This window comes from Streptomyces lincolnensis, from assembly GCF_001685355.1.
GTDB lineage: Bacteria > Actinomycetota > Actinomycetes > Streptomycetales > Streptomycetaceae > Streptomyces > Streptomyces lincolnensis.
Genome location: NZ_CP016438.1, coordinates 1596889 through 1622917, shown reverse-complemented (window position 1 = coordinate 1622917; position 26029 = coordinate 1596889). Strand labels below are relative to the sequence as shown.

13 protein-coding genes are annotated in these 26029 nt (G+C 73.8%); 3 read left to right on the top strand and 10 right to left on the bottom strand.

Translation table 11 applies throughout. The annotated features are described in order from the left end of the window. Positions 1-5: 5 nt before the first annotated feature. Genes SLINC_RS07100 through SLINC_RS07090 form a run of 3 tightly spaced genes read right to left on the bottom strand, consistent with a single transcriptional unit; the run spans position 6 to position 15750 of the window. Positions 6-1154: a saccharopine dehydrogenase NADP-binding domain-containing protein gene (locus SLINC_RS07100; protein ID WP_067428045.1), complete on the bottom strand. Its 1149-nt coding sequence runs from the start codon at positions 1152-1154 to the stop codon at positions 6-8. After that, a complete protein-coding gene (locus tag SLINC_RS07095) occupies positions 1151-6565 on the bottom strand; it encodes a non-ribosomal peptide synthetase (protein ID WP_067428043.1) in 5415 nt (1804 codons plus the stop codon). Before SLINC_RS07095 ends, SLINC_RS07100 begins: the two co-directional genes overlap by 4 nt. Next, positions 6562-15750 (bottom strand): non-ribosomal peptide synthetase, encoded by a 9189-nt coding sequence (locus tag SLINC_RS07090; RefSeq protein WP_067428041.1) that lies wholly within the window; start codon positions 15748-15750, stop codon positions 6562-6564. The genes SLINC_RS07095 and SLINC_RS07090 overlap by 4 nt, the downstream gene beginning before the upstream one ends. Positions 15751-15875: 125 nt before the next feature. Between SLINC_RS07090 and SLINC_RS07085 the strand changes: the two genes are divergently transcribed. Together SLINC_RS07085 and SLINC_RS07080 are read left to right on the top strand one after the other, a co-directional pair. Continuing rightward, positions 15876-17522, top strand: coding sequence for a (2,3-dihydroxybenzoyl)adenylate synthase (locus tag SLINC_RS07085; RefSeq protein ID WP_067428039.1), 1647 nt, complete (start codon positions 15876-15878; stop codon positions 17520-17522). Continuing rightward, a complete protein-coding gene (locus SLINC_RS07080) occupies positions 17519-18961 on the top strand; it encodes a salicylate synthase (RefSeq protein ID WP_079164439.1) in 1443 nt (480 codons plus the stop codon). The genes SLINC_RS07085 and SLINC_RS07080 overlap by 4 nt, the downstream gene beginning before the upstream one ends. 18 nt (positions 18962-18979) lie before the next feature. Here the strand turns inward: SLINC_RS07080 and SLINC_RS07075 are convergent, their stop codons facing one another. The 7 genes from SLINC_RS07075 to SLINC_RS07045 form a co-directional block, all read right to left on the bottom strand. Beyond that, complete coding sequence (locus tag SLINC_RS07075; protein ID WP_067428037.1) at positions 18980-19741, bottom strand: class I SAM-dependent methyltransferase; 762 nt, start codon at positions 19739-19741, stop codon at positions 18980-18982. Positions 19742-19851: 110 nt separating this feature from the next. After that, positions 19852-21084: an aminotransferase class V-fold PLP-dependent enzyme gene (locus SLINC_RS07070; RefSeq protein WP_067428035.1), complete on the bottom strand. Its 1233-nt coding sequence runs from the start codon at positions 21082-21084 to the stop codon at positions 19852-19854. A 5-nt stretch (positions 21085-21089) separates the two neighbouring features. Next, complete coding sequence (locus SLINC_RS07065) at positions 21090-22409, bottom strand: pyridoxal-phosphate dependent enzyme (protein ID WP_067428033.1); 1320 nt, start codon at positions 22407-22409, stop codon at positions 21090-21092. Next, entirely contained in the window at positions 22406-23884 is a 1479-nt protein-coding gene (locus tag SLINC_RS07060) for an alanine racemase (protein ID WP_067428032.1), read from the bottom strand. Before SLINC_RS07060 ends, SLINC_RS07065 begins: the two co-directional genes overlap by 4 nt. 178 nt (positions 23885-24062) lie before the next feature. Then, complete coding sequence (locus SLINC_RS07055) at positions 24063-24614, bottom strand: GNAT family N-acetyltransferase (RefSeq protein WP_067428031.1); 552 nt, start codon at positions 24612-24614, stop codon at positions 24063-24065. A gap of 155 nt (positions 24615-24769) precedes the next feature. Continuing rightward, positions 24770-25177: a hypothetical protein gene (locus SLINC_RS07050; RefSeq protein WP_067428030.1), complete on the bottom strand. Its 408-nt coding sequence runs from the start codon at positions 25175-25177 to the stop codon at positions 24770-24772. Next, positions 25174-25755 carry a WD40 repeat domain-containing protein gene (locus tag SLINC_RS07045; RefSeq protein WP_107406797.1) on the bottom strand — a complete coding sequence of 194 codons (582 nt, stop codon included), beginning with the start codon at positions 25753-25755 and terminating at the stop codon, positions 25174-25176. Before SLINC_RS07045 ends, SLINC_RS07050 begins: the two co-directional genes overlap by 4 nt. A 53-nt stretch (positions 25756-25808) precedes the next feature. Here SLINC_RS07045 and SLINC_RS47905 point away from each other — a divergent pair, with 53 nt between their 5' ends. Beyond that, positions 25809-25952 (top strand): hypothetical protein, encoded by a 144-nt coding sequence (locus tag SLINC_RS47905; protein ID WP_159425327.1) that lies wholly within the window; start codon positions 25809-25811, stop codon positions 25950-25952. Positions 25953-26029: the final 77 nt, after the last annotated feature.

Genomic DNA, 26029 nt, shown 5'->3' with positions numbered 1-26029 from the left:
AGGACTCACAGGATTCCTTCTTCCAGGGGGAGTTCGGCCAGCGGCCCGTCCAGCAGCCGCAACCCGGTCACGGCGGGGGCCTCGGCGATCCGCCGGGCGAGCCGGGCGGGGTCGGGGAGGTCGGCGAAGTGGAGCTGCCCGGCGGGGAGTTCACCGTTCAGTACGGCGAGCGCCGCGTGGGCGGCGGTGGTCCCGGTGAGGGCGGAGGAGTCCGTGCCGGTGAGGACGAGCGCGCGCCCGTCCAGCTCGCACGTGACGATCTGGTACGGCGCACGTCCCGCGAGGTCGGTGAGCGTGGCACGCGACAGCTCGTCCGCCGCCTCGTCCACGGGCCGGCCCGGCGGGAGCCCCGCGCGGTACCGGTCGAGGACCGCGCGGGTGTGCTCACCGCCGAACACCGTGTACCAGCGCACCTCGTCGAGCCCGAACCGGCGGGCCACGCCCACCGCCTCCTCGGTGAGGTACGGAATCGCCGTCACTTCCCCGGGGAAGTACGGCAGCCGCACCCCGCGCTCCACTCCGAGTGCTCCCGCCACCCGGCGCCCGCCCCGCCAGACGGCCGTCACCTCACCGCCCGGACGAGCAAGGCGGTCCATGAAGTCGCGGGCGGCGGCGGGCGGGAAGTGGGGGAGGCCGCCGACACGCACGGTGAGCGTCCGGGGGCGGTGCGGGCGGTGCGGGCGGTGCGGAACCCCGTCCGTCACCGGCATCCCGTCCGCCGCCGGCACTCCCGGCAACAACCCCGCCAGCCCCGGCATCAGCCCCGCCCCGATCACCGCCGTACGCCACCGCAACAGGCGGGCGTACGGGGCGGGTTCGGGCAGCTCGGCCGTGTCGTTGACGTCGACCAGGTCCGCGCCGGACGCGAGGGCGGCGGACGCCACCCGGTGGCCGACGGTGCGGACCGGCCCGGTGGCGTTGACGACGACACGGCACTCGGCGCAGAACGCGGCCAGCGCCCGCGCATCGGCCACGTCCACCGGATCCGGCCACAGGTGCGCGCCGGAGGGCAGGGCCTGGCCGGGCGGACGGCGCACCGCCGCCCGCACCGGCCCGACCCCGAGTCGCAGCAACTCCTCCAGTACGGCCCGGCCCACGGCTCCGGCCGCCCCGACCACGCCGACCGCGACCGGCGCCGTACGGCCGCGGTTCACGGCGCCTCGGCGACCGCGGCGGCCACCACCTGGTCCACGTGCCCGCCGCGCAGGCAGCTGAAGTGGTCGCCGTCGACCTCGGCCACCGTCAGGTCACCGAGGCACACCTCGCGCCACAGCTCGTCCGCCTCCTGCCCGAACCCGGCGAGGAACCGCAGCCGCCCGCGCGGCTGCACGAGCGTGATGTCACCGGCGTACGGCTGCGTGCTGTGCAGCGACGCGGCGGCGAAGGCGTGCCGGAACACCCGGTACAGACCCGGCAGATGGGCCGCGTCGCCGTCCCCGCCCAGCGTGGCGGCGATCGCGGCGAGCCGCTCCGGCTGGGGGGTGCCGGCCAGCGCGCGCATCCGGCGGGCCACCGCCTCCAGGCGCGGCTCACCGCACAGGGCGGCGAAGGCGCCGGCCGGGACCCGGCCCGGGGTGGCGTCGAGGACGGCCCGCAGCGCCGCCCCCAACTCCTCCTCGTCGTCCGGGTATCCGGCCGCCGCCGGGTCCGCGCCGAGCACCCGGGCGAAGGCGTGCTCGATCAGCAGCTCGTCCTCGCACACGAACGCGGGCGGGCTGCTGCTGACCACCGTCAACTGCTCGACGTGCGCCCCGCCCTCGGTGAGCTGCCGGGCGACCTCGGTGGCGAGCTGGCCGCCCAGGCAGTAGCCGGTGAGCCGGAACCGGTCGGCCCCGGTCGCGGTCAGCCGCCGTACGTGCTCTGCCGCGAGCCGTTCCACGAACTCCTCCGCCGGAATGTCCGTGCACGCCTGCACGTCACCCACGGCCAGGCCGATGAGCGGGCCGTGTCCGGCCAGCCGGGCGGAGAGTTCGCGGTAGGGGGCCATGGTGCCGATGCCCTCGTGCACGAGCACGTGCAGCGCTGCGCCCTCCTGCGGCTCGTCGCCGAGGGCCACCAGCGCGCTCACCTCGCCCGTGCCGGCCTCGGGGGCGTCGGTGCCGCGCAGATGGCGGGCCAGGTCGGCGACCGTCGGGCGGTTCAGCAGTTCCCGCAGCAGGGTGTCGAACTGCTGCTCCGCCGCCTGCGGCACCTCCTCGATCAGCCGTGCCGACAGCTGCGCGAGGACCAGCGAGTCCGCGCCGAGATCGAACAGGCTGCGGTTGCGGGGCACGGCCGCGACCCCGAGCGCCAGGGCGGCCACGGAGGCGAGCCTCTCCTCCAACTCGTCGGCGGGACCGGACACTTCCTCCACGGCGGCTGGCTGTTGCTCCGATGCGGTGGCGGCCGCCCGGGCCGCGAGGGCCTTGCGGTCCACCTTGCCGTTGGCGGTGAGCGGCAGGTCGTCGACGACATGCAGCGCCGCGGGCAGCATGTAGACCGGCAGCCGCTCCGCGAGATGGTCGCCGACGTCGACCGGGTCCACCGGGGCGCGGTCGCTCTTGAACCGCACGGCGAAGACATGCTGGCCCAGCGGCTCCAGCGGATGGCCCTGCTGCGGCAGACAGATTTCGTTCTCCCCGCCCGCCGCGGCGAAGAGGCCCAGCCACTGGTCCCGGGTGACGAAAGTGGCGTCCGCGCCGTCCGTACCGTCCGCGCGCCGCAGGTCCTCCGCCCCGGTCATCATGAACGCCTGCGAGATCAGGATCTCGTAGTGCTCCCGGGTCGGCTCGGTGACCAGCAGCAGCCCGCCGGGCACGAGGAGCGAGCGCAGCGAGGTGAGCGCCGCCGCCGTGTCCCGGGCGTTGTTGAGCACGCCCGCGCACAGCACCACGTCGAACGACCGGAGGTCCAGCCCCTGTTCGACCGGGTCGCCGTCCACGTCGTACAGCCCGTACCGCAGCCGCGCATCCGGCCCGAACCGCTCGCGCGCCCCGTCCAGGAAGAACGGGCTCACGTCGGTGAACAGCCACTCCACGTCCAGCCCGTCCAGCGCGGCCAGTGCCCCGGCCGTGCTCGCCCCGGTCCCGGCGCCCACCTCCAGCACGCGCAGCGGACGGCCGGGCGTGCGCTCCTCGGCGGCCGTGCGCAGGGCCTCGGCGAGGACGCGGTTGAGGTAGGCGGACATGACGTTCTCGCGGTAGGCCGCGTCGGCGGTCTCCATACGGGCCTCGGGGAAGAGCAGGTCGACGGCGGCGACCCGGTCGTCCATCAGCGCGTCCAACTGGTCGGCGTTGGCGCGCAGATAGGCCAGCAGCTCGGCGGGGCCGAGGTCGTCGCTCCACACGGCCGCGACCCGGTCCCACGCCGACGCGGCCGACGAGGTCTCCGTGTGGAGCCGGTACCGGCCGGTGGCCGGATCCCGCTCCAGCAGGCCCTCGCCGTGCAGCACGTGCAGCCAGCGCCGCAGCACCCGCTCGTGACGCGGTACGGCCACCGCCACCACGTCCTCCGCCGTGTGGGCGGCCTCGGCGTGCGTGAACAGGCCGCGTGCGCGCAGCGCGTCGAGCATGGACGCGAGCGACGCCTCGTCGAGGAGCCGGGCGAACTCGGCGATCCGCTCCGGCGCGGCCACTTCGAACGCGTCGGCCGCCTCTCGCGCCCGCCGGGCCAGAACCTCGGCCGCCCCACCCGTCCGGGAGGCATCCGCGACCCGCGCCGGCTCGGCGAAGGCCACCAGCCGGCGCTGCAACGAATCGTCCCCGACCGCCAGGACCGCCGCCGCGCCGACGGACGGATGACCCGTCAACGCCGCCTCGATCTCGGCGAGTTCGATGCGGTGCCCGCGGATCTTGACCTGCCCGTCCTCGCGCCCCAGGAACTCGATGTCCCCGCTCGGCAGCCACCGGCCCAGGTCGCCCGTGCGGTACAGCCGCTCCCCGGTGACGGGATGGGTGACGAACCGCCGGGCGGTCGTCTCCGGGTCACCGTGATAGCCGAGCGCCAGGCCGCTGCCGCCGATGCACAGCTCGCCCGGCACCCAGTCCGGACGGGGCCGCAGCGCGTCGTCCAGGACATGGAAGGTCTGGTTGGCGAGCGGCCTGCCGTACGGAATGCTCGGCCGGCCGGGATCCACGGGCTGCTCGATCGGGTGGTGGATGGACCAGATCGCCGCTTCCGTCGCCCCGCCGAGACTGATCAGGCGCAGCCCCGGCAGCAGCGCGCGGATGCGGTCCGGCAGCCGTACGGGGATCCAGTCGCCGGACAGCAGCCCGAGCCGCAGCGCCGACAGTCCGGCCACATCGGCGGCGCCCGCGCCGGAGGCCAGGTAGTCGTGCAGCATCTGGAGCTGCGCGGGCACCGAGTTCCACAGGGTCACCCGGTGCCGGGCCGCCAGGTCGGCCCAGTGCGAGGGGTCGCCGCGGCGCTCCGGGTCCGGCAGGACCAGCGCCCCGCCGTGCGCGAGCGGGCCGAACAGGTCGTACACGGACAGGTCGAAGCCCAGCTGGGCGAGGCCCAGGACCCGGTCGTCGGCACCCACGCCGAAGCGCTCGTCGATGTCGGCGACCGTGTTGAGGGCGGCCCGGTGCGAGACCACGACGCCCTTCGGCTCACCGGTCGACCCGGAGGTGTAGATGATGTAGGCCGCCTCGCCGGGGTCCACCCGACGCGACTCCACGGCCTCCGAAGGCTCCAGGGCGTCGACGGCGATCGTCGGCAGCTCGTACGCCTCACCGAGCCGCGTCTGCGTGAGGACGGCGACCGCCCCGCTGGAGGCCAGCACGAGCGCGCGGCGCGCGGGCGGGTGGACGGTGTCGACCGGCACGTACACACAGCCCGCGGCCAGCACACCGAGCACGGCCGGAACCTGCTCCCAGCCCTTGTCCATCACGATCGCGACCCGCTCACCCGGCGCCACCCCCGCCGCCCGCAGCCGGGCGGTCACCGTCCGGGCGTATCCGGCGAGTTCGGCGTAGGTGAGCGTGCGGTCGGGCGCGATGACCGCCGGCCGGTCGGCGTGGGCGACGGCCGCGGCGAGGACCCGCTCGTGCAGCAGCCCCTCGGGCAGCGGACGCGCGGTCGCGTTGACCTCCGAATGCCGGGCCGCCTGCGCCCGCGGCACCCGCACCGGGTCGGTGGCGTCCCACGGCGCGTCGGACACGGCCAACTCCCGCACCAGAGCGGCGAAAGCGGCGAACGCGTCGTCCGCGAGCCCCTCCGGCAGCACCCCCTCACGGACGTCCCAGCCCAGCAGGATCTCCCCGCCGGACTCCATCACCTGGCAGTCGATCCACACCTGCGGGGTCTGCGTCACGCCGTACCCGACCCGGCCCGGACCCGTGGCCGGCACCTCCGTGCCCTGGAGCGTGCTGGTGAACACGACCGGCATCAGTGTGTGCCGGTCCGAGCGGCGGGCCGCCTCGCGCAGCACCTCGACACCCGAGTACAGCCCGTGGTCCAGGTCCTCGAAGAGCCGCCCGCCGAGCGCACGGGCCCGCCGCGCGAACCCGGCCCCGGCGTCGGGCTCGACGGCCAGCAGCGTCACGGAGGTGAAGTCGCCCACCACCCGGCCGATGTCGGGGTGCACCGGACGCTTGGCGAACACCGGCAGGTTGAGCGTGAAGCGCGGCCTCGCGCTCCACTGGCCGATCACCTCGGCGTAGGCGGCCAGCAGCACGGTGGACACGGTCAGGTCGCGGGCGGCGGCCCGCTGCCGCAGAGCCGCCGACTCCTGGGACGTCAGCCGGTCGGCGAGCCGCCTGAAGCGCACCTCGCGGCCCGACTCCTCGGTCAGCACGGGGAGTTCGGGAGCGGGCGGCAGGTCGTCGAGCCGGTCCAGCCAGTAGGCGCGGTCCCGGGCCCAGCGGGCGCTGTCGCGCAGCCGCCGCTCGGCGAGCACATGGTCACGGAAGGAGACGGGCACGGGTGTCAGCGGCCGGTCCGGCTCCAGGCACAACTGCTCCAGTTCCCCGAGCAGTTGCTGCACGCCGGAGAAGTCCGTCACGAGCAGGTCCACGGACAGGTGCACGAGCAGCCGTTCGGGGGAGTGGGTGAGCCGCACGTCGAACAGCGGCCACGTAGCGGGGGTGTACGTCCGCTGCGCCAGCTCGCCGCGGATCTCCTCCGCCCGCTCGGCCCCGGCCACGGGTATCTCGTACGGCGGCAGCTCCTTGAGCACCTGCTGGCCGTCCGGGTGGTACACCGTGCGCAGCGCGTCGTGCCGCTCGACGAGCACCCGCCAGGCGTCCGCCGCCCGTTCGGGCGGGACGGTGCCCGGCAGCTCGTACTCCAGGTAGGCGTGGCAGCCGATCCCGCCGTAGGCGAAAGCGTCCGTGCGGCCCAGCAGGTACGAGGACTGCACCTCGGTCAGGGGGAACGGCAGGTGCCGTCCGTCGGGGTCGGGTACGAGGGGCTCGGCGAACGGGTCGCGCAGATGGGCGAGTACGGCGTCGCGGTCGGCGCTCAGCCGCTCGCGCAGTTCGTCGGTGAGGGCCCCCTGCGGTGCCCGGAAGCGGAGGCGGCCGTCCTCCTCCCACAACTCGACTCCAGCGGTGGCCAGGTGTGACACCAGCTCGGCGGCGCTCACAGCTCCCCCTCTTCCCAGTTCTGATCGGTGGTGCGGTCGGTGTGGTCGTCGGCCGCGGCGGCGAGCGCGGCCACGGTCGGGGCGGTGAAGAACTCCCTCAACGGGACCTCCACACCTGTGCGTTCGCGCAGCCGCGCGATGAGGCGGGTGGCCAGCAGACTGTCGCCGCCGGCCGCGAAGAAGCCCTGCTCCCGGCCCGCGGGCGGGCTGTCGGGCAGCAGCTCGGACCAGAGCGCGGCGACGAGTTCCTCGGTGGCGCCGAGGGGCGGGCCGCCCGCGTCGGCTTTTACGGTCGTCACGGGCGCGGCGGACCGTTCTCCGGCCCTGAGGCCCGTGGCGAGGATCAGCGCGTCCCAGTCGTCCGCCGTGGACAGCTCGTCCAGCAGGGCGAGTTGACGGTCCATCAGGGAGCCGGGCAGATCGTCGGGCAGCAGCCCGGTCACCGCGTCCCAGGTGAGCCGGAGTCCCTCGGCGTCCTCCAGCACCTGGTGGTCGAGCCAGACCTGCGGGGTCTGGGACACGGACCAGTGCGGCGGGGTCAGCAACCGGGCCCGCTCGTCGTCGATGCCGAGCGCGCTGGTGAACACCACCGGCATCGCGGCCCCGTCGGCACCGCGTTCCTGGGCCAGCTGCCGCATCACCCACACCGCCGACACCGCCCGGTGGTCGAGGTCGGTCCACAGCCGGGCCTGGAGCCCGCGCAGCCGCGTGAGCCAGGACTCCCCGGCCCGCGGATGGTGGGCGGCGAGCAGGAGCGAGGTGAAGTCGCCGGCGATCCGGCTGACGTGCGGATGGATCTCCTGCCGGTCGAACAGGGTGAGGTTGACGGTGAGTTCGGGGCTGTCGGTGTGCTCGCCGAGCGCCTCGGCGTAGACGGCGAGCAGGAGCACCGACGGAGTGAGGCCGTAGTCCCGGACCCGTTCCTTCAGCCGCCTCCATGGCGCGTACGGCAGGTGCGTGGCCCGGCGGACGAAGCGCGGGCGTCCGACCTCCGACGGCTCGCGCAGGAGCGGCAGCCGGGGTGCCGAGGGCAGCGACGGGAGCCGTTCGCGCCAGTACTCCCGGTCGGCCGTCACCGCTACGTCCGACGGCCGGGCGGAGGCGAGGTAGTCGCGGAACGTCGCGTCCACCGGCGGGAGTTCGGTGTCCGGGTTCTCGCGCAGCTGCCGCAGCTCGGTGAAGACGATCATCATGCTGAGACCGTCGAGGACCAGGTTGTCGAGACTGACCCCGATCCGGGTCCGCCGCTCGCCGTCCGCCGCCGTGTAGTGCACCGCTCGTACGTCGAACAGTGGCCAGCGGGCCGGGTCGAGGACCTGGTGGGACATCTCGTCGCGCAGGGCGGTGAGGTGTTCCTCGCCGTCGCGGACCGGGATGGTGAAGTCCGGTATCCCGGCCTCGGTGAGGACGCGCTGGTGCCCGTCCTCGTCGAAGACCGCCCGCAGCATGGGATGGCGTGCGATCAGCCGCCGCCAGGCTCGTTCCAGCGCGGTGACCTCGGTGTACGGTTCGTCGGTCTCGCTGTAGTAGTGCGAGCCGACCCCGCCCAGGTCGAGCTGTGCCGTGCGCCCGATCCAGTACGCCCGCTGCACGTCGGTCGCGGGGAACGGATCGTGCGCGTGCGCGGGATCGCTCACCAGGACCTGGGTGGCGGGCTTCTCGCCGTCCAAGGTCAGGGTGGCCGCGTAGTCCTTCAGCACCGGGTGGGTGAACAGCGCGGCGATGCGCGCGCCGCGTACCCCGGCCTCGCGCAGCCGGGCCACGAGCCGCGTGGCGAGCAGGCTGTCGCCGCCGAGCGCGAAGAACTCGTCGTCCCTGCCGACCTGTTCGGCTTCCAGCAGCTCACGCCACGCGGCGGCGACCAGATCCTCCAGCGGGCCCGTCGGCTGCCGTGTCCCGCCGGACACCACGCCGAGACCGGCCGCGTGCTCGGTCAGCGCGGCACGGTCGACCTTGCCGTTGGCGGTCAGCGGCAGCCCGTCGGGCAGCGGCACGAGCGCGGAGGGCACCGCGTGCGCGGGCAGGTGGTCGGCGAGACGGCGCTCGATCTCGGAGAGATCCAGGAGGGCCGAGGGGCTTTCGGGAATCAGGAAAGCGGTGAGTCGCTGCTGCCCCCGCGGCCCGGTCGCGACGGTGACCGCACGACCGACGCCCGGCTGGGCGAGCAGCGCCGCGTCGACCTCCCCGAGCTCGGTGCGATGACCGCGGATCTTCAGCTGGTGGTCGCGCCGCCCGAGGAACTCCAGCAGCCCGTCGGGACGGTAGCGGCCCAGATCGCCGGTGCGGTACCAGCGCTCCCCGCCGTCGGTCACGAACCGGTCGGCGGTGCGTTCCGGATCGCCCCGGTAGCCGGTGGCCACGCCCGCTCCGCCGATCCACAGCTCGCCGGGCACCCAGTCCGGGCAGTCCTCGCCGAGCGGCCCCACGACCCGGAACAACTGGCCGCGCAGCGGTGTCCCGTACGGCACCGACGGCCAGCCCTCGGGCGCCCCGTCCGTACTGTCGTACGCGTTGGACCAGATCGCGGCCTCCGTCGCGCCGCCCATCGCGATCAGCCGGCAGCGGCCCCCCGATGCCTCGGCGAGCCGGGCGGGCAGGTCCAGCGGAACCCAGTCGCCGGAGACCAGGGCGAGCCTCAGCTCCGGCGGCGCCTGCCCGGCGGAGGCGGTGAGCAGCATGTCCAGGAGCATCGGCACCGAGTTCCAGACGGTGACCCCGTGCCGTGCGGCCAGGTCCCGCCAGCGCTGGGCGTCCCGGCGCTCCTCCTCGGTGACGAGCACGAGCGCGCCGCCCGCGCCGAGCAGCCCGAAGACGTCGTACACGGACAGGTCGAAGTCCAGCGCGGAGACCGCCAGGACCCGGTCGCCCGGCCCGATGCCGTGCCGTGCGTTGATGTCCTCGACGGTGTTGGCGGCCGCCCGGTGGGTCAGCTCGACGCCCTTGGGCTCGCCGGTGGAGCCCGAGGTGAAGATCACGTACGCGCAGGAGTCCGGGGCGGCGGCCACGGGCGTCGCCAGCGGGGCGGGCAGCGGTCCGGAGAGGAACTCCGCGTCCAGCACACAACGGGCCCGTGAGGCGCTCAGCATCCGGTCGCGTCGTACCGGCGGCTGGTCGGCGCCGACCGGAACGTACGCGGCGCCGGCGGCGAGGACGCCGAGCACGGCGGTGATCTGCTCGGGCCCCTTGGGCAGCGACACGGCGACCGTGTCGCCGGGCGCGACCCCGCGGCCTCGCAGCGCGGCGGCGATGCGCAGCGCCCGCTCCCGCAGCTCGCCGCGCGTCAGGGCGCCGTCCTCGCCCCAGAGCAGGGCGGGGGCGGCGGGATCGGCGGCGGCCTGCTCGAAGAACGGCGTGTGCAGGACCCGCCGGCCGTCCGGCCGTCCCGTCGCGTTGACCCGGTCGCGGACGGTGCGCTGTGCGTCGGGCAGCAGCGCGGGCCGGGGCAGCCGCCAGTCGGCGTCGGACAGATGACGCAGCAGCTTGTCGAACGCGGCGGACAACGTCTCGACCAGCCCGTTCGGGAACAGCTCCCGCACCGCGTCCCACTGGTGGCGCAGCGCCCCGTCCCGGCCCTCGTAGACCTGGAGGTCGAGCCAGACCTGCGGGGTCTGGCTCACTCCCCACACACGCGGCGGGAACCCCGCGGGCGCGTCCATGGACACGCCGTCGTCGACACCGAGCGCACTGGTGAACACCACCGGCACCGCCGCATCCCGCTGCCCGCGGGTCCGGGCCAGCTCACGCATCACCCAGACCGCCGAGACCGAGCGGTGATCGAGGTCGCGCCACAACTGCTCCTGCAACCCGCGCACCCGGGTCAGCCAGTCCTCACCGGGACGCGGACGGTGAGCGGCGAGCAGGAGGGAGGTGAAGTCGCCCATGACCCGGTTGATGTCCGGGTGGATCTCCTGCCGGTCGAAGAGGGTGAGGTTGACGGTGAGTTCGGGGCTCTCGCTCCAGGTGCCGAGCACCTCCGTGTAGGCGGCCAGCAGGAGCGTCGAGGGGGTGACACCGTGCTCGCGAGCCCGTTCCTTGAGCCGCCGCCAGCGGTCGGCGGCGAGTTCCCCGGAAGTACGCGTGAAGCGCGGGCGGCCCAGTGCGGCGGGGTCGCGCAGAAGCGGCAGCCGGGGTGCCGGAGGCAGCTCGGGAAGCCGGTCGCGCCAGTACGCCTGGTCGGCGGCCAGCGTCTCGGGCGCGGGCCGCACGGAGGCGAGGTAGTCGCGGAACGTCGGTTCCACGGGCGGGAGTTCGGCGCCCGGGTCGGCGTACAGCACGCCCAGCTCCGTGAAGACGGTCATCATGCTGAGGCCGTCGAGCACCAGGTTGTCGAGACTCACGCCGATCCGCGTCCTGGCGTCGCCGCCGTCCCCGTACCGCACCGCTCGTACGTCGAACAGTGGCCAGCGGGCCGGGTCGAGGACCTGGTGGGACATCTCCTCTCGTAGGGCGGTGAGGTGTTCCTCGCCGTCCCGTACCGGGATGGTGAAGTCCGGTGTCTCGGCCTCGGTGAGGACGCGCTGGTGCCCGTCCTCGTCGAAGACCGCCCGCAGCATGGGATGGCGCGCGATCAGCCCGCGCCACGCCTGTTCGAGCCGCGGCAGGTCCACGTCCGAACCGTCGAACTCCGAGTAGTAGTGCGCCCCGACACCGCCGAGCCGCATTTCCTCGGCCCGCCCCAGCCAGTAGGCGCGCTGCACGTCGGTCGCCGGGAACGGGGCGTGCGCGTGGTCCGGGTCCGCCATCAGGACGGGCGTGGCGGGCTGCCCGGTGTGCTCGGTGCTCTCGCCGCCGAGGGCGAGCGTGGCCGCGTAGTCCTTCAGGGCGGGATGGGTGAACAGGTCGGCGATCCGGGCGCCGCGCGCCCCGCGCTCGCCGAGCCGGTGCAGCATCCGTGTGGCGAGCAGACTGTCGCCGCCGAGCGCGAAGAAGTCGTCCTCCCGGTGCACGGCGCGGGCGCCGAGCAGCTCCCGCCACACCTCGGCCACCAACTCCTCGGCACCGGGCCGGGGCGGTGTGCCCTGCCCCGGACGGTGGCTCCCCGACCGGACCTGCCGGTCCAGGAGCGCACGGACCGCACGCCGGTCGACCTTCCCGTTGGCGGTGAGCGGCAGCACGGGAAGCAGGACCAGGCGATCGGGCACCATGTACGAGGGCACCTGTCCGGCGAGGAAGGCGCGCACGGAGTCGGTGGCGCAGAGGGCGCCCTCCGGATCGCGGACCGCGCGCATCAGCAGCGCGGGTTCCTGGCCGCGCACGGCCGTGTCCACCTGGGTGAAGCCGTGGCCGCGCAGGAGTTGCTCCCACGCCGAGGGCGGCAGCAGCGGGCTGCCGGCCGCCCGGCGGGCCGGGTCCGCGTTCGCGAACCCCCGGGTGGGCAGTGCGGCGCAGATCAGGCCGAGCGGCGGCAGGCTGCCCTGCTCCACGGCGAGCAGCAGCCCGCCGGGCGCCAGCAGGGCCGCCGCCTGGGCGACCCCGGCCGCCGGGTCGTCGAAGGCGTGCAGCGCGCCGAGCGCGAGCACGGCGTCGTACGTGCCCGGCACGCCCTCGGGGAGCACACCGTCCCGGAGCACCTGGCAGTCCACCCCGGTGAGCCGTTCCCGGGCCCGTTCCAGCAGCCCGGCAGAAGCATCGAACAGCGTGAACCGCACGGAGTCATCCGGAAGTTGCTCCACGATCCGCTGGACCCCGCGGCCACCACGAGCCCCGACGACCGCGACCCGCAGCACCCGGCCGTCCGCCCGCGCGGCGAGCGCACGCAGTGCGTCCGCGCACTCCGCGGCGGCCTCGCCACTGCCGGGCAGCGCGTCGAGCGCCGCCTCGGGGGCGAGCACCGGGTCGTCGAGGAGCTCCAGCGGGTCGCGGTCGCCGGTGAGCATCGCCCGCAGGTCCGGCAGCCGTTCGGTCAGGCGGTCGAGCACGGGCGCGAGGCGGGTTCCGGTGACGCGCTCCGTGAGGCTGTCCCCGTCGGCCGGACCCGAGCGGCCGAGCAGCCAGTCCCGCCACAGGTGCGCGAGCCCGCGCATGTCCTCGGCAGGGCGCGTCCCACCGGCCAGGATCCGGCCGATTACGTGGGCGACGACCTCGGTCTCCAGCGGATCGGGCCGCGAGGCCACGACCTGCGGAAGAACGCCGTCGTGGCGGCCGGCTCCGGCCCCGGACGCCAGGGAGTACGCGGCGACCAGCGACCGAGGAGCGCCGTCCGCGCCCCCGGTGACCGCCGCGACCGCGCGCCCCACACCCGGCGCACGCTCCAGCGCCGCCTCGACCTCGCCCAGCTCCACCCGATGCCCGCGCAGCTTGACCTGCGAGTCGGCCCGGCCGAGGAACTCGACGGTGCCGCCCGGCCGGTAACGGGCGAGGTCGCCCGTCCGGTACCAGCGCACGCCGTCGTGGTGCACGAACCGGTCGGCCGTGCGCTCGGGGTCGCCGAGATAGCCGTCGGCGACCCCGTCCCCGCCGATCCACAGCTCACCCGGCACCCAGTCGGGGCAGTCCCGCCCCCGGGCGTCGACGACCCGCAACCGCACATTGCGCAACGGCGTCCCGTACGGCACCGCGGTCCAGTCCTCGGGCACCGTGCCGCCGACGACCTCGCACACCGTGGAGTGGATCGCGGTCTCGGTCGTACCGCCGAGCGCCACGAACCGGCAGCCCGGCGAGCGGTCCGCCAGCCGCCCGGGCAGGTCGACGCCCACCCAGTCCCCGCCGAGCAGCACCAGCCGCAGCCCGGCGAGGCCGTCTCCGGAGGTGCTCAGCAGCATGTCCAGCGCGGAGGGCACGCAGTTGAGCACGGTCACGCGGTGCCGGGCCATCAGCGCGTGCCAGCGCGCCGCGTCCCGCCGGTCCTCCTCCGCGACGAGCACCACGGCACCGCCGACGGTGAGGGGGCCGAACAGGTCGTACACCGACAGGTCGAAGTCGAGGGCGGACAGCGCGAGCGTCCGGTCCTCGCCGCCCACGCCGAACCGCTCGTCGAGGTCGTCGACGGTGTTGCGCGCCGCGCGGTGCGGCACGACCACGCCCTTGGGCTCACCGGTGGAGCCGGAGGTGAACAGGATGTACGCGGGGTCGCCGTCCGGCACCGCCACGGGCTCCTTGACCGGCTCGTGCACCAGGGCGTCCGGCACGGTCAGTGGTACGACGCCGTCGGGCAGGGGAGAGCCGGGGGCACCGGCGACCAGGGCCACCCGGGCGCCCGCACGGGTCAGGACACGGTCGCGGCGGGCCGGCGGGTGGTCGCGCCCGACGGGCACGTAGGCCGCGCCGGCGGTCAGGACGCCGAGCACCGCGGCGATCTGGTCGGGCCCCTTGGGCAGACAGACGGCGACCCGGTCGCCGGGGCCGACGGCGTGCGCGGCGAGCGCGGCGGCGATACGCCGTGCCCGGTCGGCGAGTTCGCCGTACGACAGCACGTCACCCGCGCCCCACAGCAGGGCCGGCCGGTCCGGCGTCTGCTCGGCGTGGCGCAGGAAGTCCTCGTGGAGCAGCAGCCCGCTGCGCGGCCCGTCGGTGGCGTTGGCACGCGCGCGTGCCTCCCGCTGGGCCTCGGGCAGCAGGTCCGAGGCAGGTGTGTCCCAGGGAGTGTCGGACGCGGAGAGCTCGTCCACCAGCGTGCGGAACGCGGTGAACATCGCGTCCAGCATCGCTTCGGGGAACGCCTGCTCCAGCGCGTCCCAGTTCACCAGCAGCCCGCCGTCGAGCTCGGTGACCTGGGCGTCCAGCCACACCTGCGGCCCCTGCGAGATGATCCACACGGGCCGACCGAAGCAGGCGCGCACGTCCTCGGAGAACAGCTCGCCCAGGTTGAGGGCACTGGTGAACACCACCGGCGCGAGCACCCGCCCGTCGCCCCGCTGGGCACGGTTCAGGTCGCGCAGCACCTCGACACCGGAGTACGAGGCGTGCGCGGCGTCCGCGAGGAAGCGTTCCTGAAGGGTGCGGGCCCGCGTCTGGAAGACATCCTGGCCGGAGAGGTCGGCGGTGAGCAGCACGGAGCCGGTGAAGTCGCCCACGAGCAGGGGCACGTCCGGGTGCAGCTCCTCGCGGTCGAACAGCGGCACGTTCAGCAGGAAGCGGTGCTCGGCGCTCCAGGCCGCGAGTACCTCGCCGTACGCGGTGGCCAGGGCCATCGCCGGGGTGACACCGTGCCGGTGGGCGCGGGCGAACAGGGCGTCGCGCGCCTCGGGGGCCAGCCAGTGGTGGCGGCGGGTGACCCGGGGCCGGTCCGTGCCCTGGACCACGGGCAGCGCGGGAGCGCCCGGCAGGTCCGGCAGCCGCTCGGCCCACCAGGCCGCGTCCCGCCTGCGGTCGCGTTCCCGCTCGGCGGAGACGGCACGGTCGGCGAGGTAGCGGCGGTAGCTGTAGCCGATGGGCGGGAGCCGCTCGGCGCCGCGGTCCTCGCGGTTCTCGCGGGTTTCTTGGTAGAGCACCGCGAGGTCGGCCAGCAGGACGCGCAGGCTGAGCGCGTCGGCGGCGAGCATGTCGAGGTTGAGGTGGGTGCGGGTCCGGCCGTCGGGCAGCAGGGACAGCTGGACGTCGAAGACCTCGCCGGTGCCGACCCGCAGCATGCGGTGCGACAGCTCGTCCCGCAGCTTCTCCAGGCGCCGCTGAGCCTCCTCCTCGGGCAGCGCGCGCAGGTCGTGCACCCGCAGCCCCGGCCAGGAGGAGGCGGCCGGGGTGTACTGCCGGCCGTCGTCGCGGAACACGGCACGCAGCTGGGCGTGGCGGGCGAGCAGGGCCCGCACCGCGCGCTCCAGGCGCTGCGGGTCGACGTCCTCGCCGTCGAACTCGTTGTAGAAGTGCGCGGCCACACCGCCGAGTTCGTGCTCCTTGCCCCGGCCCACCCAGTAGGCGTGCTGCATCAGGGCGAGGTCGAAGGGGGTGGGCTCGTCGTCCTCCGCGGCGGCGGGGGAGGGGGCGTCAGGGGTCGTCGTGCCGGGCGCACCGATGCTCGGACATCGCTCGGCCAGCAGTGCCTCCCACGCCCGCAGGGTCGGGGTGCGGGCGAGCTCGGCGAAGGTCAGCCGGATGCCGACGCCGCGCAGTGCCGCGGACACGCTCATCAGGCGGATGGAGTCCAGGCCCTGCTCGATCAGGTTGTCGTCGGAGCCGATCCGGTCGGCGTCGGGGCCGAACCAGTCGGCGAGCAGGGGGCGGACCGTCCGCAGGAGATCGGGTTCTGACACTGCGTCACCAGCCTCAATGGCATCAGTTATTGAAAACGATATTCATTTCCTACAGTATGAAGGACGGAATCGACAAGACCCTGCCGAGCAGGACACGACTCGGAACACGACCAAAGGGGGACCCATTGCTCGACGGCTGTACGCCCTGGCCCGAGGAGTTCGCCGCGCGCTACCGGGAGGCCGGCCACTGGCGAGGCGAGACGTTCGACCGGCTGGTGCGGGCCTGGGCCCGCGCCCACCCCCATCGCACCGCCCTCGTGCACGGCGAACGACGACTGGACCGGGCGGAACTGGAGCGGTCCGCCGACCGCGTCGCCCGCAGGCTGGCCGGACTAGGCCTCCGCGCGGGGGACCGGGTGGTCCTTCAGCTGCCCAACGTCCCGGAGTTCTTCACGGTCTTCTTCGCCCTACAGCGGCTCGGCGCGATCCCCGTCCTGGCCCTGCCGCTGCACCGACGCAGCGAGATCGCCCACCTGTGCCGGCTGTCCCAAGCGGTGGCGTACGTCGTCCCGGACGTCCACCAGGGCTTCGACCACCGTGAACTCGCCGCCGAGGTCCTCAAGGAGTGCCCCGAACTGCGGCACGTCCTGGTGGCCGGCGACCCGGGCGCCCACCTCCCGCTCGACGGTCCCGGGACCGACGAGCTGCCTCCGGCCCCGGACGACGCCTCCGAGGTCGCGCTGCTCCTGGTCTCCGGGGGCACCACCGGGCTGCCCAAGCTGATCCCGCGCACCCACGACGACTACGCGTACAACGTGCGGGCCTCCGCCGAACTGTGCGGTCTCGGCCCCGACACCGTCTACCTGGCCGCACTGCCCGTCGCCCACAACTTCGCGCTGGGCTGCCCCGGCGTCCTCGGCGCCCTGTACGCCGGCGGCACGGCCGTGCTCACCGACGAGCCCGACCCGGACGCGGCGTTCGCCCTCATCGCCCGCGAACGGGTCACCACCACCGCGCTGGTGCCGCCGACCGCCCGCATGTGGGCGGCGGCGACCCATTGGGGCGAGGCGGACCTGTCCTCCCTGCGGCTGCTCCAGGTCGGCGGGGCCCGGCTGCTGCCCGAACACGCCGCCCAGGTACGGGCCGCCTTCGGCCCCGTCCTCCAGCAGGTGTTCGGCATGGCGGAGGGCCTGCTCAACTACACGGAACCGGACGCTCCCGAGGTGGTGGTCCTGCACACGCAGGGCCGGCCGCTGTCGGCCGACGACGAGATCCGTATCGTCGACGAGGACGACCGCGACGTCCCGCCCGGCACGACCGGACGCCTCCTCACCCGCGGCCCGTACACCCTGCGCGGCTACTACCGGGCCGACGAGCACAACGCCAGCGCGTTCACCGCCGACGGCCACTACCGCACCGGCGACCTCGTCCGGCGCACTCCCACCGGCCATCTGGTCGTCGAGGGCCGGGTGAAGGAACAGATCAACCGGGGCGGCGACAAGGTGGCCGCCGCCGAGGTCGAGGAGCAGCTCGTCCAACACCCCGCGGTCCTGGACACGGCGGTCGTACCGGTCCCGGACGATCTGCTCGGCGAGCGCACCTGCGCCTTCGTCGTCCCCGTACCCGGCGCCACGGCCCCCGGAAGGAACGAGGCCGCCGCCTTCCTCCGGGAACGCGGCCTGGCCCCGTACAAGATCCCCGACCGCATCGAGACCCTCGACGCCCTCCCGGTGACGGCCGTCGGCAAGACCGACAAGAAGGCACTGACGACGCTGGCCCGGCAGCTCTCGGCCGAGGGCTCGCGGCGCACGGAAGGGAACCCCCGTTCATGACCGGCACGATCGACACCTCCCGTGTCTCCGGTACGTCCCGCACACCCGGAACACCCGGTGGTTTCTGGGCCTCCTGGGCCGACACCCTCCCCGCACCGGGCCCCGAGCACACCGTCGAGTCGCCCAAGGACCCGGCGGAGGCGGCGGTCAGGCTCGCCCGCGCGGGCCTCGGCGGCGAGTACGTCGTCTACGAACGCGGCGGGACCTGGATCTACGCCGCCGGTCCCGCCGCGACCGTCACCCTCGACGCCGGGCGGATCACCGCACGCTGCGGCAGCCGGACCGTGGCCCGGCCCCTCGGCGAGGCGCCGCTGGAGCAGATCGCCGACGCGCTGGCACACCTGCCGCACCAGGACTGGCGGGTGTACGGCTGGGCGGCCTTCGAACTGGCCCACCTGCTGCACCCGGGCACGGGAGACACCGGCCACGCCCCGCTGCTCCACCTCATGCTGCCGTCCACGGAGGTCGCCCTCACGCCGGGCGAGGCCCGCATACGGACCGCCGACCCGGAGCACCTGTCCCTCATGGTCAAGGCCCTGGCCGGCCCGACAGGGCAGTTGGGCCGGCCCCTCCCCGACGCGGAGGAACTGCTGCGGGCCGGTGAGGACCAGTACCGGGAGGCGGTCGCACGGACGGTGGCCGACATCGGGGCGGGACGTCTCGACAAGGCCGTGCTCTCCCGCCCGTTGCCGCTGCCCGCGCCCACAGACCTCGACCTGACCGCGACCTACCTGGCGGGCCGCCGGGCCAACACTCCGGCCCGGTCCTTCCTGCTCGACCTGGGCGGCTGGCGGGCGGCGGGCTTCAGCCCGGAGACGGTCGTCGAGGTCGAGGCGGGCACCCGCCGCGTCTCCACCCAGCCGCTCGCCGGCACCCGCGCCCTCGGCCCGCGTCCCGAGGAGAACGCCCGGCTGCGGGCAGACCTGCTCGGCGACCCCAAGGAGGTCCACGAGCACGCCCTCTCCGTGCGTCTGGCCGTCGAGGAACTGGCCGGGATCTGCCGCCGGGGAACGGTCGTGGTCGAGGAGTTCATGACGGTCCGGGAACGCGGCTCGGTGCAGCACCTCGCCTCGCGCGCCACCGGACACCTCGCCGACGACCGAAGCCCCTGGGAGGCCTTCGCCGCGCTGTTCCCCGCGATCACCGCCACCGGCTGCCCGAAACCGGAGGCGCTGCGCACCATCAGCCGCTACGAGAGCGAGCCCCGAGGCCTGTACGCCGGGGCCGTGTTCACCGCCGACGCCGACGGCTCCCTCGACGCGGCGCTCGTCCTGCGCACGGTCTTCCAGCGCGACGGACGCAGCTGGCTGCGCGCGGGAGCCGGAGTCATGGGGCAGTCCACACCGGAACGGGAGTGGGAGGAGACCTGCGAAAAGCTTCGCAGCGTGGCCCCGCACCTCCGCGGCGGCCCGGACGCGCCACCCGTAGAGCCGCGATGAGCGGCCGGACACCGGGCGCTATCGGACGGCCACGACCACGTAGCTCTCACCGTACTGCCACACCGGACCCGCCTGGCCGAAGCCGGCCTCGCGCAGCAGGCGGAGGTGGTCGGAGAGGGGCAGGTCGTTGTCCTTGCCGGTGACGGTGGCCGTCCGGCGGCGGCGCTCGGCGAGCAGGTCGGCCAGTTCCGGGTCGTCCGCGACGGCCGTCCACCAGGACTCCCAGTCCTCGTGGGCGAACGCCTGCTGCCGGTCGGCCCGGCGGTGTCCGACGTGGGCGGTGAGGCCGGCCGGGCCGGAGTGGTCCTGCGGGAGGTGGTCGCCGTTGACGAGTACACCGCCGGGCCGCAGCAGGGCGGCGAGCTGCCGGTACGTACGGCGCAGGGTGTCGTCGTCGAGGTAGTGCAGTGCCGTCGTCGTGACGGCCGCGTCCAGGGGACGGTCCAGGTCCAGCGCTTCGGTCCAGCCGGTCTCACCGATCACCGCGTCGACGTAGCGGGCCGCGTCGGCGTGGTGGGTGCGGGCCAGCTCCAGCAGCACGGGGTCCATGTCCACGGCCACGATGTCCGCGTCCGGCAGCCGCCGGGCCAGTCTGGCCGCCAGTGAGCCGGGGCCGCAGCCCAGATCGGCGACGAGGGGCCGGTCCGCGCGGCCCGCGGTGATGTGCTCGACGACGTCGGCGATCACGGTGAACCGCTCCTCGCGGTCGACGGCGTACCGCTGCTGCTGTCGTTCCCAGCGCTCCACCCACCGCGCGGCCGTCGCCATGCTCAGCCCCATCGGCTCGTGCCACCTCGCCGTCTCGCACCTGTCGTTCCTTGCTCCTCAGAGCCTACAGGTGAAAACGGTTTCCATTCTGCTTGTCGGTCCGTTCCGCTCGCCCGCGTGTCTCACTGGAGTCCGTGCAGAACGGACAGCAACCGGTCGATCTCCTCACGTGTGTTGTACGCGTGCAGGCTCACCCGCACGGAGTCGGTCTTCTCGCCCGCGCTGCCCTGGCAGTGGCTGTCGGAGCGGACCATGAAGCCGTGGCTGAAGAGGATGAACCCGAGGTCGCCCGAGTCGATGGCCCGGTGCCGGAAGGTGACGATGCCCTGGCGGCGCTGGACGGTGGAGTCGGCGGCCAGGCTGAGCGGACAGCCGAGAATCTCGTAGGCGTCCAGGTGACGCAGTCCTTCGGTGAGCCGGGCCGCCAGGGCGACCGTCCAGCGCTCGATGCGGTCGAGGCCGGTGGCGTCCAGCCAGTCCAGGGCCGCCGCCAGGGAGGCGATACCGGCGGTGTTCGGGGTGCCGCTCCAGCCGCCGGGGGCGAAGGCCGGCCCGCGTGCCTGGCGGGACCAGACCGCACCGGTGCCGGGCAGGGCCAGGGCCTTGTGCCCGGAGAAGACGACGAAGTCGACGTCCAGGTCGGCCACGGACACCGGCAGGTGGCCGACGCTCTGGGCGGCGTCCAGGCAGATGACCGCGTCCGGCCCGACCGCCCGGCGGATGCGGTGCGGGTTCATGTCGCCGCCGTAGACGTGGTGGACGTGGGTGGCGGCGACGAACCGGGTGCGAGGGCCGGCCAGTTCGGCGAGCGCGATGTGGTCGTAGTCCCCGGAGCCCGCCTGGTAGGGCATGGGCCGGACGCGGACGTGCACACCCTGCCGGGCGAGCGCCTGCTGGGTCTCCAGCCAGGGGAGGATGTTGGCCTGGTGGTCGGCGACCGGTACGACGATCTCGTCGCCGTCGGAGAGGAAGGCGGGCAGCCAGTCGCGCGCGATCGTGCGCAGGCCCTCGGTCGTGCCGCCGGTGAAGTGGACGGTGGAGCGCTCCGGGTACGCGTCGCCCAGGAACTCCTTGACCCGGTCGCGGGTGTGTTCCACCAGGTCGGTGGTCCGGTTGGCCCAGGTGTAGGTGCCGCGCCCGGCGTTGGCGTTGGTGGTGGTGAGGTACGTCCGCACCGCGTCCAGGACGGCCAGCGGCTTCTGTGCCGTGGCCGCGCTGTCCAGGTAGGCGGGTTCCGGGGAGGCCGGATCCGGCTGCCCGGAGAAGATCGGGAACTGGGCGCGCACCTCGCGCTGCCAGGAGCGCAGGTCGTCGAGGTCGGCGGGGCCGTGGTCGCGGGTCGTGGGTGCGGTCATGGCGCTCAGTCCCGTACCAGGGGCGCGCCGGCGTCGCGCCACGCGATGATGCCGCCCGCCAGGCTGCGGACGTCCGGGTGTCCCATCCGGGTCAGCAGCGCCGCGTACCGGGCGGACTGCTCGCCCACCGGACACGCCAGCAGCACCGGCTGCCGCCTGCTGAACGGCAGGCCGCCCCGGACCAGTTCCGCGAACAGTTCGTCGACGATGTTGACCGAGCCGTCGATGTGCAGCGCGGCGTACGCGTACGGGCTGCGCAGGTCGACGACGAGCGGGCGGTCGGAGGCGATCCACGCCTGGGCGTCGGTGACGCCGACGGCGGGGGCCGTGCGTATCTCGGCCTCGGTCAGGTCGGCCGGCGAGTTCTTCCGGTGCGGTCGGCCCAGCAGGTCGGGACGCCGCTGCCGCACGTAACTCAGATAGCTCTCCACGCGGTCGCAGACGATGAACACCGCGACCTGGCGCTCCGTCAACTCCGCGTCCACCTCCCGCAGATGACGTACGGCGCCGAAGTAGGCGGCCCCGCCGGTCGGTCCGGCCAGAATGCCGCACCGGCGGTTGAGGGCCAGCATCCCCTCGATCGCGTCGTCGGAGCTCACCGACTCCATCGTGTCGTAGGTGTCGGGGTCGAACAGGCCCACTTCCTGCACCTCGTCGATGGTGCGGATGCCGGGGATGAAGTCGGACTTGGCCGCGACCAGGCCGACGACCCGCACCGCCGGATCGGTCTCCCTGAGGACGCGGGCCACGCCCGTCGAGGAGCCCGCGGTGCCCACGCACGCGACGAACCAGTCCGGCGCCCGGCCGTCCAGGTCCTTCACGATCTCCGGTCCGGTGCCGGTGAGATGGGCCTCGGTGTTGCGCGCGTTGAAGTACTGGTCGGTGTGCAGATAGGCGTTGCCGGAGGCGGACAGGCTCCGGTGGAACAGGGTCAGCGGATCGTCGGTCGCGGTCGGGTCCAGACACTCGCTCTGGCCCGGCAGTTCCTCGATCTCGGCGCCGAGCAGCAGCAGGAGGTCCTTGATCTCCGGAACCCGCATCCGGTTGGTGACGCTCTTGAAGCCCAGCCCGTGCATGCCGGCGATGACCGCGAGCGCCTTCGCCGTGTTGCCGCTGGACAACTCGACGACCTGGCTGCCGTGTTCGACCGCCTCACCCAGGTGCGGGCGCGCCATGTTCCAGGCGGCCCGGTCCTTGACCGAGCCGAAGGGGTTGAGCAGTTCGAGCTTGGCGTACAGGTCGATGTTCCGCAGCCCGTGCACGTCCGGGTCGATGCGCACCAGCGGGGTGTTGCCTATGGCCTCGGTGATGCTGTCGTACCTCAATGCGGTTCTCCTGGGAGCGTGATCGGCCAGTACTGGTCGTCCAGGCACCAGCGCCACGCGTCGCCGTCCCGCCAGACGGCGGCCTGGCGGGCGACGGGCTGGAGCTGGGCGCGGGTGGCGTGGAAGTCCATGGCGTAGCCGGCGGTGTTGGCGAAAACCATCAGGTCGCCCGGCGCGGGACGGCGCGGCAGGAAGACCGTCCGCCGGGTGATCATGTCCGTCTCCAGGCACAGGCTGCCGAACAGGTGGACGGCGACGGGCTCCTGGCCGGTGTCCGCACCCGTCCCGGTGCCGTTCCTGGGGATCACGACGGGGTCCATGAGCACGCCGTGCTCCTCCAGGGCGACGTCGTTCGCCTTCAGCGCCAGCCGTACGAGCAGTTCGGCACCGGTGTCCGGGGAGCGCACCTCCAGCACCTTGGCCACCGTGATCCCGCACTGGTCGAGCAGCGCCCGGCCGGGCTCCGTGTACAGGTCGTGGAGGTGCTCAAGGAGCAGTGCGGCCAGGGGGCGGCCGCCCAGGGAGGCGGCGGGCTGCGACAGCAGTTCGTCGAGGTACCGTGCCCCGGCGACCGGCCGGTGGGCCGGGTAGAGCCCGAGGGCGCCGCGCAGCGTACCGGCCTCGTTGCGCAGTCCGTAGCCGTGCCCGCCCCGGGTCAGGGGCGTGCGTCTGCCCAGCACCGCGGCGGTGAGTTCGGTGGTGTACCGCTCCCACTGCTCCCCGTGGGCAAGGTAGTCGACGCCGAATCCACCGCCGATGTCCACGGCCCGGGGGCGCAGGCCGCGGCTGCGGCACTCCTCCAGGGCTTGAAGACAGCCTTCCAGGGCCGTCGCCTTCTCCGCGACGCTGGTGGTGTCCAGGTGATAGGCGACGCCGGTCAGCTCGACCGCGTCGGCATGCCGGTCGACCGCTTTGAGCAGGGCATCCAACTCCCGTACGGGCGTACCGAAGCGGCTCGGCCGGCTCAGGACCTTGACGCCGGACGTCTCGAATCCCGACAGGCGCAGCAGGATGCGTACGGGGGAGAGTTTGTGGGCGCGCACCAGTGCGGCGAGCTGGTCGAGTTCGGATTCGCCGTCGACGCTCACGGTGACGCCCGTGCGGGCGGCCAGCCACAGGAATTCGGGGTTCTTGGGGCCGGTGGCCGTGATCCGGTCGGGTGTGAAACCGGCGCCGAGTGCGTGCTGAAGCTCGCCCAAAGACGCGACGTCCACCCCCGCGTCCGTGGCGGCGAGCCGGCGCAGCAGGGCGCTGGAGCGGTTGGACTTGTGGGCGTAGAAGACCTGGCCCGAAAGATGGTGCTTGCGGTACACCGACCGGAACCGCTCCAGGTTCTCGGCTATCTGGTCCGGTACCACGACGTTGAGCGGCGAGCCGAGCGCGTCGGTGAGCATGTGCAGGAAGCCGGCCGAGTCCAGCAGCGATCCGAGCCGCGGTCCGAGCCGGGGTGCCAGATGCAAGTGCCGTCCGCCCACACGCGGTACCCCTCCCACTGAGGCCGGCGCGCCCGGATCCGGGCACGTCCGACACTTCCCGCGGTTTTGCCGTATACCCCCTTTCCATTCCTCGGTCTGTTTACGCCCTGTGGTGCAGGGGCCTTACCTTCGCTTTACGAGTGGACAAGGTTCGTACAGGGCGCGTTCACCTGACGGTTCACAGGCCGAGGCACATCAGGATGTCGTCACGGTCGTCACCGGGGGCCACGCGCAGCGCACCCGGCCACCGGCCCACCTCGGTCCAGCCCAGGCTCCGGTAGAAGTGCTCGACACCGAGTCCCCCTCGCGCACTGAGCCGGAGCTGCTCCAGTTTCAGGTCCTGAGCGGCGATCTCCCGGACGCGGGTCATGAGGGCGGTGCCGATTCCCCGTCGGCGGAAGCGTGGGTGGGTCTGCACGTGGTTGACCACCCCCCAGTGGGCGATCAGCGGATGCGGGTCCCGGCGGATGACCAGCCAGCCCGCGACGGTTCCGCCGACGGTCGCGACGAGCAGCCGGCCGTGCTCCGGGTCGAGCCCGTCGATGAGCCGTTCCGCCGCCGGAACGACGTCCCGCACGCTGACGGGCGGCAGGGGAATCCCGGGCGCGATCACCGCGCCGCCCGCGTTGATGACGGCTGTCCAGCAGTCGACCAACTGTTCTCTCAGATCCGGAGTGATCTCGTGCGGCCGGGTGATCTGGAGGAACTCGGGGGAGTCGGACACAGTCATGGGATCAGCCTTCCAGGCGAGCCGATGGATCAGGACGACGGTGTGTGCTCGCCGTCCTGATCCGGAGTCTGAAGCGTGCCGCCACCGGTCACGCCGTACCCCGGCGCCGTGTTGGGCGACCTCGACCGCCCACGGTGTTGCCCGGAGGCACCGGCTCAGCGGCGTGCACGGGCTCGTGCCTCGCGCGGCGGACGGACGAACTGGAGCTCCAGCGCGGCCGAGGGCGCTGCCACCCCCGGGCCTCCGTCGGCGGCCCAGCGCAGGACGTCGTCCGTGACGTCGTCGTCCATGGCGAAGCCGATCCAGGTTGCCTTGCCGCCGGCCCGGCGTCCGGCGGCGGAGGGCTGGACGACCATGACGTTGGCCTGGTCGCAGGGGCCGAGGCAGTCCGTCGTACGGACCTGGAAGCCGTGTTCGGCCGCCGCGGCGCGCAGTCGGTCCAGCTGCCAGGCGTGGTCGGTGCCGGGGTATTTGCGCGGGTTGCCGCAACAGCAGCCCCGGCAGACGACCAGCGTGCAGGGACGTGCGCCTGCCGCGCCGACGGTCACCGTGCGCGGGGTCACAGGGCGGTCCTGGAGGGCACCTCGTACGCCCGGATCCGGCCGTCCCGGTGGGCGGTGATCAGCAGGTGCGGGCCGGTCCAGGTCAGCGCGGCTATGGGCGAGTTCATGTCGTCCAGGGTACGTACCGGTCGTAGACGGCCCGCGGGCTGTCCGGCGGTGGCGTACCAGAGCGCGACCGTGCCGTCGCGGCCGCCGCCGGCGAGGTGGCCGGTGGGCCCGGGCCGCCGGGCGAGCGCGGTGACGGTCTCGTGGCAGCGGAGTTGGCGGGGCGCGGTGCCGGCCGGGCCCTTGCCGGAGAAGTCCCAGACCGTGAGGTCGGGGGCGCCGTCGGCGGCGAGCCGGCAGCCGGTGTCGTCGAAGGCGAGGCGGGAGACCTTCTCCGGGTAGCCGGACATGGTCAGTTCGCTGCCGTCGCGGGTGCGGGGAGGCTCGGCACAGTGGATGGAGGCGTCCTGGTTGCCGCTACAGATCCACTTCTCGGTCGGGGCGACGGCGAGTGCGAGGTGCGAGCCGATGTAGGGGTAGGTGACGACGGGCTGCCCGGTGTGGCGCTCACCGGGCAGCCCGAGTCCGCCCATGGCGGCGTCCAGGACTCGTACCGTGCCGGACCATCCGCCCTGCACGCGGGCCGGTGGCCGGCCCGGCCGACGTCATCGAAAGCTGGTGCGGAGGAAAGCCCAGCGGTCTGCACACCGTGCCCGGCGTCGCGGGTCCCCTGCGCGTGGAGGTCGGCTTCGAGGACGGGGAGCCCCTCCTGCTGGGCCCTGCCGAGTAGGTCGCAGTCCGTGGCGGCGGGCTCGGCCTTCCGCCGAGCCCGCCGCCACGGCTTCCTAGGGGAACCGGACTGGTGTC